This window comes from Marivita cryptomonadis, from assembly GCF_002115725.1.
Classification (GTDB): Bacteria; Pseudomonadota; Alphaproteobacteria; order Rhodobacterales; family Rhodobacteraceae; genus Marivita; species Marivita cryptomonadis.
Genome location: NZ_JFKD01000048.1, coordinates 1 through 8,884, shown reverse-complemented (window position 1 = coordinate 8,884; position 8,884 = coordinate 1). Strand labels below are relative to the sequence as shown.

The following is an 8,884-nucleotide window of genomic DNA, read 5'->3' as shown; positions in this document are numbered from 1 at the left end:
AATGCTCGCCCTGCCCGCCTCAACCGATTTTGCTCTGACAGTGCCAACCAAGCGATTTGCCAGCGTCGGCCAGCAAACGACCAAAGCCTGACCCATCATTCTGACCGCAGATCCCAATACCTATCCATTCGATACAGCGACCGTCTGGTCGAGGCCGGTATCGATGCATCGGACGGCACGGTTGGGGCTTCATATGATTGTGAATGTGGTATTGCAGCCTGATGGCCTGACTCATCGTATGATTGACTTCGTGTCATTGCGTTGACGTGTCGACCATCAGATTGCCCCGGCAGCGGGCGAGATGTGACTTCATAGGAGCCTGACGGTCCGCGTACCATCACAGTCCTGTCCTCTTCGACCGGTGCCTGGGCCATGGAAATCAGTCGGCCAACTGGAATGGGAAACCGCCAAGTGGGTCCACTGGTACAACACCCAGCGGCTACACGGTGCCATCGGATACATCACGCCAAACGAAGCGGAGGAAGCTTTCTATGAACGTTTGAACCAAACCGAAAATGCAGCCTAACATTTGAGCCAAACACCCTCCGGTAAACCCCTATAAGATTCACACATCTTGTGTGACTTTTTGGGTCAGACTTTTTGCGAGATGTGTGCCATGATGTGTGCCATGTTTGATGGATTGGAATTCAGTCCAGCCTGACAGGATGACAATTGGCCCTGGCTTTCCGTAGTAACCGGTCCAACCACCGAGCCTCGCGCAGACCCAAGTGGCGAAAGCCAGGCTGCCTTTGGGATGGGGGTTTTTTTGTCGATCAGTCTGGCCTTCAAGGTCGGTATTGAGCGCTTCCAGTAGAGGTTGATCGTCTACATCGAAGGCATCTGTCAGCGGGCGCAGGCGGACGCCGCCGTCGCGCTCCGCCACCATCTGCATCACGATTGTCGCGGCGATCATGCAGGCGACGATCAGCCGGTTGCGGGGCGCGCTGTTCTTGATGCGCAAGGCCTCAATGTTGAACCCTTTACGCTTCATCGTGCGGAACAAGTCTTCGATTTTCCAGCGTTTTGCATAGCGCTCAGCGACATCCAAAGCGTCACTGACATCGGCGATTTTGTAGGTTGTCAAAAGCCGCCAGTGTATAGGCTTGATCCCCTCAGGTGGGGTTTCTTCACGCAAATCGATATAGTTTAGAATGACCGGCGTAAGCGCTGCTTTTTTCATACGTTTGGGGGGTTGGATTGTTATCTGACCAAAGCGGATCGACAGCTTTGCCGCGCGGGCAGTCCGCCCCGGGATCGCGGGAACAGTGAGCAGGGTCACGCCCAGCCTCGGCATGGCTGCGATCCGGTCAGCCATTTTGTCACCGCCCTTAAGTGTGCGGTTGTGATTGGCTCGCACAATCAGATCCACATGATCGGGCCTGCGGGCAAACAGATTATAAATGTCGGCCTCGCGATCCGCCACCATCGTCATACGCGCAGCCCCAGCGATCTGACCGGCCCGCTCAGTGGCTGCCAGCCAGCGGTAGCTTTCCTTATCTTCGAAGGCACGCGCATGCCGCGTCGCACGTTGGCCTGTATCACGTTCGCAAAACGTTGCATCCAGTGCGCCCAGGACAGCGCCATCCTGCGCATCCACTGCGATCATCGCGTGAAGGTAATCTCCTCCCACACCATTTGACCGGGTCACTGTTGTGTCCTGAACCGCCAGGATATCACGTCCATGACAGGCGCCCTCGGTCCGGGAAAAGGACGCCTCGCACATCGCTTCAACGGTCACTGCCGGATTGCGCAAAAACCGTGTAATCCGGATCTCACCTGCTCGATTACAACCAAGTCGCCGAACCCGGACCCCATCACCGCCTGTCGCAACAAGCCTGTCCAAAAGCAGCGCCCCCCTTTTTCCAGGCGCGCGTCCCCAAATTTTCCAAGTGTCTGCTGCATCATCACCTCCGTTTTCAAAAGGGAATCAGAACAGCGCACTCACCGCAACAAAGATGTGTGAATGTCATAGGGTAAACCCGGGGCGATTCATTTTCCAAGACGACAAACGTCCGGTTCCGTGCTATATACCCTCCGGTTTTATCCTTTTCTTCGTGCAAACATTGATACCCTAAACCGACCTTCGACAGGAACTGCAAGATCCGGCACGGCTAGCGCGCACAGAGCAGGTCGCGCAGGCCATGGAATTGCTCTCCTTAGTGGACGGGTAATGCTATGCCATGAGAGAAAATGCAGACTATTCGACATCCAGACGGAGTCCTGTAGTGAAACCATGCTGTCGGCCAGCCCGTAGTGCACGGGCCGACCAATCTGCGGCATGTCGTGCGTCCAGTTGGATATTATCGGACGATATAGACGACCCTGCGATCTTTCGTATCCACCAGAACCGGCACGCCATTGAGATATGCATACTCATACGTGCTGTCCGGAACCGGGGCCAACATCACCGTATCGGGGATCCCGGCGCCAACGACGACTTCGCCGTCCAGATAGATTGGATCGACAGGGTTGCTTCTGACATAGGTGACAACCGTCGGATCAGGTTCAACAGAAGCGCCGACTGCGGTCCCGACGATAGCGCCGACAACAGCGCCAGCCGGACCGGCGATCAGGGCACCGGCGATTGCACCTGACGCAAGGCCGCCAGCGGTCACCGCTTGCCCGTTGTCATAAGTGACGGTCGTGAGGACCACCCGCTTGTCGCCCGACGCAAGTGCAACCGGTGCGTTGTCGATTGCCGTGGTGAGATAATTGCCCGCGGCCCATCCTGTCGTGTCGCCGTGGGTAACTTGGCACCAGCTTGCATCGGCAAGGCATCCCTGCACCATCACCGTGCCATTCATCGGGATCACATCGACGATCGAATGCATCGGACCTGGTCCGTCGCGCACGTTCAGATCGGTCCAGGCCATGGCTTGGGTTTCGGCGCTTGCCGCGCCGGCGATCAAACCGGCAACGACAGAGATGCCTAGAAGTGCCTTGGTAATCATCATGTTTCCTTTGAAACGGGGAGCAAGGACGCGGTTCTGAGGGCCGCCCCTACTGAAAGGGCGTCCCGGACAAAACATCGCTATGCTGAAGAGGTTGGCCCACAGCAGGCTTTCGCTGCTGTGTCCCGACGGAGTCGTCGGGCGAAACAATACCATGCGTGATATCGGGAGATGGGGTACTGACATGCATCAGTGCTGCACAGGATTTCAGTGTGTGCCGTGACTGCGGAAGAGCCTACCTTGTTACGTCACCTTTTCCGGCAGGTCAAAATCGTGATCAGGATGGCGATGGAATGGGCAATGGCTGAAATCACGAACGCGTCAGGATCAGCGTGCCGGTCAATTCCAGGGCAGACCGGTATTTCGGACTTTGCACCCATTAGCCGAGGCCAACGCAACGAGAACTGAAATCTGCGGCGCCGCTAACGTGCATCAATACGAATCGTCAGGGCATTGAGCAGTATGAAGCCTGTTCGCCGGACTTCGGTGAACATGTACCCAGTCCCAGTGACCCAGAGACACGCGGGACGGCGCTTTACCTCGTGTCCCCGATCTCGCGTGTCTCTCGTTCCCGGACCGTCCACGAAAGGACAAGCCAATGAAACCCGAGACCAATAAGTCGACCAATGTCTCTGATAAGATGAAAACTGTGAAGTCTGCTTAGGACAAGGCGCCTGCTGGCCCCAAGAAAGACGCGGCCCTGAAGCATTATCAGGCGGCGGAAAAGGCCCATACGGCCAAGAACGATGCCGACACGAATAAGGAACGCGACGCGGCGACCCACGCGCTCGCGTAATTTGTTGGTTCGGCTGCCCGGCGACGCGCGCCGGGCAGCCGACGCGGGAAAGACTGCGCCCGATCGGACTGTTTCATCGCACGCGCAGGTCGTGCAACGGCCATCAAGGAGAACGATCATGTCACTGATCTTTACCACTGCCACACGGCAACGCGCGATTTTCACGCTCGCAACACTGTCTCTCGCCACGACTGCAAATGCGCAGGCGATGGGACAAACTCAGGAGTCGGCCCCTCATGACGGCGGCGGGATGATAAGCGACGGCTGGGGATGGGGCATGTGGCACGGCAGCTACGGAATGGGTGGCTACGGCTTTATTGGCGTACTTGTGCTGGCCCTGGTGGTCATTGCGGTTGCCGTCCTGGCGTTCCGTCGCCGCCAACCGTGACAGAATGCGCGGGTTAACATAAAACACCTCGCCCATTTCAGCCCAATTGGAGAACGAAGATGTCACTGGGTATGATACTTTTGATACTGCTTGTTATCGCTTTGCTCGGTGGATTCAGCGGCCGCTTCGCAGGATATGGCTACGGCTACGGTCATGCCGGAGTCGGCGTACTTGGCACTGTCCTGATCATCGTGGTCGTCCTGATGCTGCTTGGCCGGATCTGACCGCAACGTCCTTACGATGGGATGTCATGGCAGAAGCGGCCCCTTCTGATCCATGTATGTCGGCTCATACTGTGCGAACTTGACTAGGCAGCCGACTCATAAAACTCGATCCAGAGTCTGACCGAAGCCAGTTTGATCATCGACAGGAAGTTGCGTGACGTCTTTTCGTATCGGGTTGCGATACGACGGAAGGAGGCTTTCAGCCTGCCAAAGAACCGCTCGATTTTATTGCGTTCCCGGTAGATTTCAGCATCGAATTCGGCGGGCAGTTTACGGTTAGCCTTGGGAGGGATCACGTCGATAGCGCCCTGTTCCCAGATCATGTCCCTGATCCAGTCTGCGTCATATGCTTTGTCCGCGAGCACGTGTTGACCAGGCTGCAGGTTGTTGAGCAGCGTCTTACACGGCGGCGCGTCATGGGCTTGACCGGGTGTTAATTCATATCGGATCGGCAGCCCATCCTGATTGGTAAGTGCATGTATTTTCGTCCCTAATCCGCCCCGCGAACGACCTAAACAGCGGCGCGGGTCTTTTTTTGAGTGTCGTGGCGGAATGATGCGCGCGCACGCTGGTCCCGTCGACCATCACCATGTCAACGTTATGCGCGTCGGCTATGGCGTCCATGATCCGGTCCCAGTGGCCCGCATAGCTCCACCGGTTGAAACGGTTGTAGACCGTAGTCGGTGGGCCGTATTGTTCTGGTAGATCAGCCCAAGGGATGCCGGTGCGCAGAACGTAGAAAATACCGTTGATCACGCGGCGGTCATCAACCCGCTTCTTGCCCCTTGTCTTGTTGGGCAAGACCGCCTTGATGAATTCCCATTCAAGATCGCTCATGTCTGATCGTGCCACTTGCATCCTCCCGCCCGATGTTCGCCCGGGAGTGAATCACAAACCTATACAGTCAAACAAGAATTAATGGGTGTACTGCCCAAACATAGTCGGTCCCTTCGCGATCTGTGTGGGTTGATGGGGAGCGACGCGTCCGCGGGGCACTGTCAGGTTGTTGAAGCCTGGTTTTCACCGTAGCCTTTCACCATGCTGAACTTGTTTCGTGATATATCACTGGGAATATGCGTTGGCTTCGTGCTGGCGCTGATGATCGCGTTTGATGTTTGGCCTTTGGGGGCAAAATCAGTTTTTGACCTCGGGCGATCACCTAGACCAGTTTTGCTGGATGCTGCGGAGTGATTGACTGCGCAAGTTATTGGCTGTTCGATCAAGTTGTCGAGGGTGTGGTGAGCGCGACAATTGGGAGCTTTTAGGTTGAGTGGTCTAGAAATACCGAACAAGAATTTCAATCGCCGAGAGATCAAGTGGGCGTTGCGTTCTGACAACGCTGAAGTGGCTCAGTATTTTACAACGCTTGCGCCGCTGGATGCCATCAAACTGACCAGCCAAATGTTTGACGAACTGCGTTGCTCTGATTTCCCAGCCTACATGATGGACTGCATGGAGGCTGTTGATCTTGTTGTGGAACACGACGACGACCGACGAGAAATGATCGAACAGATTTGTCTTGTGATCGACAAATACAGTACGGTGGCAAAAGTTGTGGAAGTGCGCAGGGTCAACTTGGCCATTGCCACATATTTTTCGTTATCTCACGCTGCACAAGTCTCGCGCTTGTTGAGTGATGTGCACGACGGTCATGAAATCGACCGATAAGTTGATTGGTCACCCTTACTTTGAAAATGGGCGCTTGTGGTGGAGATTTGGCACGTCAAACCGGGGAGTTCAGCTCGCTCGAAGCGTGGTTAGCGTTCATGCAGGACTACTTTGACCGACCGGGCGGCTTCGCCTTCGAAACCTCCTTGCATGGCATCCGAATGTTGTATGACCTCAAGGGAGCGCCCACAGTTATCGGTGATGTTTCGTCAACTGATCCGCATTTATATAAACGGATGGCTGAGTGGTGCACTATTGCTCAGCGTCTTGCCGAGGGTCCCCCCGTGATCACTATAGTGTTGCCGTCAGAATATGTCTTGTTTCGAACGATCGATGGAGATGTTGCAAGTCAGGCCGATCAGGATTGGTGGACTGAACAGATTCTGCGTGAGAAGCAGCTCACGCGAGCAGACGTCAGTGTGGCCTGTCAAAGAATTGAGGAAAGAACGTTCCTTGCAATCGTCGAGCTTCAGACGCTCCGTGAGGCGAACGATTTTGCATCATCGCACGGTTTTTGGGTGAGCCGCTTTATAGGCAGACCAGCTCGGAAGATGCAGGCCACCGAAAAACTGTCAGGTCGCCCCTTTGTATTCCGCAATCCCAGCCCACTGGTCTTACAGGTGCAAGAGTGACGTGCAAATTACGTCGCAACAGTAGACCGTTGCAGTCCTTTGTTCTATCCCGGCGCTGCAGCCAGAGCTGTCTGAGATCACCACAACCGAGAAAGTGAATGATGCCAATTGCCCTGCTTTCAGCGCTGCCAGCAGCCATGCAAATCAAAACAGTGTCAATGATAACACTAGCGATACTCGTGTATAAAGACCCAGCTATGGCGTATTCACCAGCGATGAATGGCTCCAAGTGTCATATTGCCGAAAGCGCGGGATGTGGAGAGCAGAGTCAGCTAGCGGCGGTCTCTCTGTCGCGGATAACACGACCCATGTGTGGGCGCGTTGGCGAGAGTGAGAAAGGCTGTCTCGACAGCGATAAGCACTTTGGTGTTCTGCAATACCAGATGCAGCTTCAGCGCCACTGTCCATCTCTTCCCGGAGATTTTGCTGATGGTGAAGAGGGCCCTGCAACACGTGCGGCGCTTAAACAATTTCAATCTGCCTACGGCTTAACAGCAGATGGCGTTTATGGTCCCAAAACAGCGGAGGCCTTGGCAGGACCAGTGAATGGCGAGTGTCCGTAGCGTTATTGGTAAGTGTTTGTCGCGAATGCGCAAAATCTAGTGTTTGATCATATATCTGGCTTACGCGATGTGTCAGTTTAAGCACAGCGTCATGTAAGAATACGTCGCAAGTCTATGAATTTGAAAGGTTTTGAATACAGTCCATACCGTAATTATGAAGGTGTGCCCATGTCTTTTCATGCGCGGAATGGAGCTGAATTCGTTGGCCTGCGGTCAGTTATTGGCGGGCGCAGGCAGGTGGTCTACGATGCCCGCACTGGCAAGCGTGTCGTCCTAGATATTCGTGATGTGAGCGCCACAGATGACGACATCAACTCGGCTCTGAAAGAAGGGATCAATGCTCGCAATGTGCTGGGCGGCGTCTTGGCGGCGCTTAAAGCCCGCAATATTGATGTAGATTTTGCGTCCTGAGTAAATCGGGAGTCCCCTGAGCACCTGCACTCAGGTATACTTATTCCAACCTCAGACCAACTGAGGACAGTGAGGCAGCATGCAACCTATCATTCACAAAGCGGCGATCGCTTTGGAGCTCAATCCTGTATCTGTAGGCATCTCGCCTGGTGATCGAGCGTTGTTGTCCCTGAACTCTGACACAACCATCTCTGTATTTGTTGAAAGGCCCTCACGACTGCCTTTTGGGCTTGGAAAGCCACGAGTTGTGTTGGTGGGCACGTTGGGCGCACGAGCAACTGACATCCTGTCGCCTGCCCTCGAGCGCAAAGCGGACTTCCGTGTACGCATTATTGAGGTTGAGCCGGCCCATATTAGTAGCACCGGGCGTGCTTCGGTGTATGTGTCGGTATGGGGCAATCCTGCGGATATTGTCAGGCCCAAAGAAGCGCGTGCAATATTCACCCGCAGCAGGATTAATGACCCGGTTCCTCCACAAGTGTCAACGGCAGAGTAAAAGTGAGCCAAAGGGCAGCGCAAAATGTTGCCACTTTGGGTTTGGGATAATCAGCGTGAAGACGAGCGCCAGCATCCGGGCAGCCGCGCTTGTTATATAGCTGGCGGTTGTCCGGATGCTTTGGACCGTCAGGGCCAATCTGTGCTGATTGAGGTTTAGGTTTTGGGCGCTGCTTGACGCGCCTTGCTCTGGCCAAGGCGGTAGCTTTCGCCATTCATCTCCAGGATGTTGACGTGGTGGGTCAGGCGATCGAGCAGTGCGCCTGTCAGGCGTTCTGACCCAAATGTTTCTGTCCATTCGTCGAATGGCAGGTTGCTTGTGATCAGCGTGGAGCCGCGCTCGTAGCGTTGGGAGACCAATTCAAACAGCAGCTCAGCCCCGGTTTTGCTCAGTGGCACAAAGCCCAGCTCGTCGATGATCAGCAGCTTGTAACCAACCATCTGTTTTTGAAGCCGCAGGAGCCTGCGTTCGTCTCTGGCCTCCATCAGTTCATGAACAAGCGCTGCGGCGGTGACAAAACCGACAGACAGGCCTTTCTGGCATGCCGACAACCCGAGGCCGAGGGCAATGTGGGTTTTGCCGGTGCCGGACAAGCCAACGACACACTGCCCGCTTTCCCGGTTCTGAGGTTCGGATCTGGTATCCATTTCACCCTCGCTCTGGGGAGATTGTGCAAGTTGTCGCCCAGTCGAGGCGCGGTGGGACCGCCCAATTGACGATTGTTCAGTGCGATGGAACCTTGGCGAAGCTCCCAA

The 8,884-nt window shown here is 55.2% G+C and carries 11 protein-coding genes and 2 pseudogenes; 9 read left to right on the top strand and 4 right to left on the bottom strand.

Features of this window, described 5'->3' with window-relative positions; translation table 11 throughout:
• Together MCRY_RS23500 and MCRY_RS21995 are read left to right on the top strand one after the other, a co-directional pair.
• A pseudogene (locus tag MCRY_RS23500) lies at nucleotides 1-198 on the top strand (hypothetical protein); the annotation flags it as partial.
• 163 nt (nucleotides 199-361) lie between these two features.
• Nucleotides 362-526, top strand: a complete 165-nt coding sequence (locus tag MCRY_RS21995) for an integrase core domain-containing protein (RefSeq protein WP_176234554.1) — start codon at nucleotides 362-364, stop codon at nucleotides 524-526.
• Between the two features lie 39 nt (nucleotides 527-565).
• Here MCRY_RS21995 and MCRY_RS21990 read toward each other — a convergent pair whose 3' ends face one another.
• Nucleotides 566-1,753 (bottom strand): IS4 family transposase, encoded by a 1,188-nt coding sequence (locus MCRY_RS21990; RefSeq protein WP_217808263.1) that lies wholly within the window; start codon nucleotides 1,751-1,753, stop codon nucleotides 566-568.
• A 547-nt stretch (nucleotides 1,754-2,300) separates the two neighbouring features.
• Complete coding sequence (locus tag MCRY_RS21985; RefSeq protein ID WP_244897961.1) at nucleotides 2,301-2,954, bottom strand: DUF1236 domain-containing protein; 654 nt, start codon at nucleotides 2,952-2,954, stop codon at nucleotides 2,301-2,303.
• A 911-nt stretch (nucleotides 2,955-3,865) separates the two neighbouring features.
• Here MCRY_RS21985 and MCRY_RS21975 point away from each other — a divergent pair.
• Nucleotides 3,866-4,135 (top strand): SHOCT domain-containing protein, encoded by a 270-nt coding sequence (locus MCRY_RS21975; RefSeq protein ID WP_085633872.1) that lies wholly within the window; start codon nucleotides 3,866-3,868, stop codon nucleotides 4,133-4,135.
• 59 nt (nucleotides 4,136-4,194) lie between these two features.
• Nucleotides 4,195-4,359 (top strand): DUF3309 family protein, encoded by a 165-nt coding sequence (locus MCRY_RS21970; protein WP_085633870.1) that lies wholly within the window; start codon nucleotides 4,195-4,197, stop codon nucleotides 4,357-4,359.
• Nucleotides 4,360-4,442: 83 nt separating this feature from the next.
• Here MCRY_RS21970 and MCRY_RS21965 read toward each other — a convergent pair.
• A protein-coding gene (locus MCRY_RS21965; RefSeq protein ID WP_244897960.1) for an IS5 family transposase occupies nucleotides 4,443-5,217 on the bottom strand; the annotation gives its coding sequence in 2 pieces (ribosomal slippage) (nucleotides 4,443-4,890 and nucleotides 4,889-5,217; 777 coding nt in all).
• Between the two features lie 408 nt (nucleotides 5,218-5,625).
• Here MCRY_RS21965 and MCRY_RS21960 point away from each other — a divergent pair.
• The 5 genes from MCRY_RS21960 (at nucleotide 5,626) to MCRY_RS22710 (ending at nucleotide 8,129) form a co-directional block, all read left to right on the top strand.
• The gene (locus MCRY_RS21960; RefSeq protein WP_139834159.1) at nucleotides 5,626-6,027 is read left to right on the top strand and encodes a hypothetical protein; all 402 of its coding nucleotides are present in this window, start codon (nucleotides 5,626-5,628) and stop codon (nucleotides 6,025-6,027) included.
• A 47-nt stretch (nucleotides 6,028-6,074) separates the two neighbouring features.
• Nucleotides 6,075-6,659 (top strand): hypothetical protein, encoded by a 585-nt coding sequence (locus MCRY_RS21955; RefSeq protein WP_085633866.1) that lies wholly within the window; start codon nucleotides 6,075-6,077, stop codon nucleotides 6,657-6,659.
• A gap of 98 nt (nucleotides 6,660-6,757) precedes the next feature.
• A complete protein-coding gene (locus tag MCRY_RS23555) occupies nucleotides 6,758-7,222 on the top strand; it encodes a peptidoglycan-binding domain-containing protein (protein ID WP_139834158.1) in 465 nt (154 codons plus the stop codon).
• Between the two features lie 114 nt (nucleotides 7,223-7,336).
• Nucleotides 7,337-7,633, top strand: coding sequence for a hypothetical protein (locus MCRY_RS21945; RefSeq protein WP_085633864.1), 297 nt, complete (start codon nucleotides 7,337-7,339; stop codon nucleotides 7,631-7,633).
• Between the two features lie 79 nt (nucleotides 7,634-7,712).
• Nucleotides 7,713-8,129 (top strand): hypothetical protein, encoded by a 417-nt coding sequence (locus MCRY_RS22710; RefSeq protein WP_139834157.1) that lies wholly within the window; start codon nucleotides 7,713-7,715, stop codon nucleotides 8,127-8,129.
• 155 nt (nucleotides 8,130-8,284) lie between these two features.
• On the opposite strand, the pseudogene MCRY_RS21940 reads toward MCRY_RS22710, so the two are convergent.
• Nucleotides 8,285-8,725, bottom strand: a pseudogene (locus tag MCRY_RS21940) (ATP-binding protein); the annotation flags it as partial.
• Nucleotides 8,726-8,884: the final 159 nt, after the last annotated feature.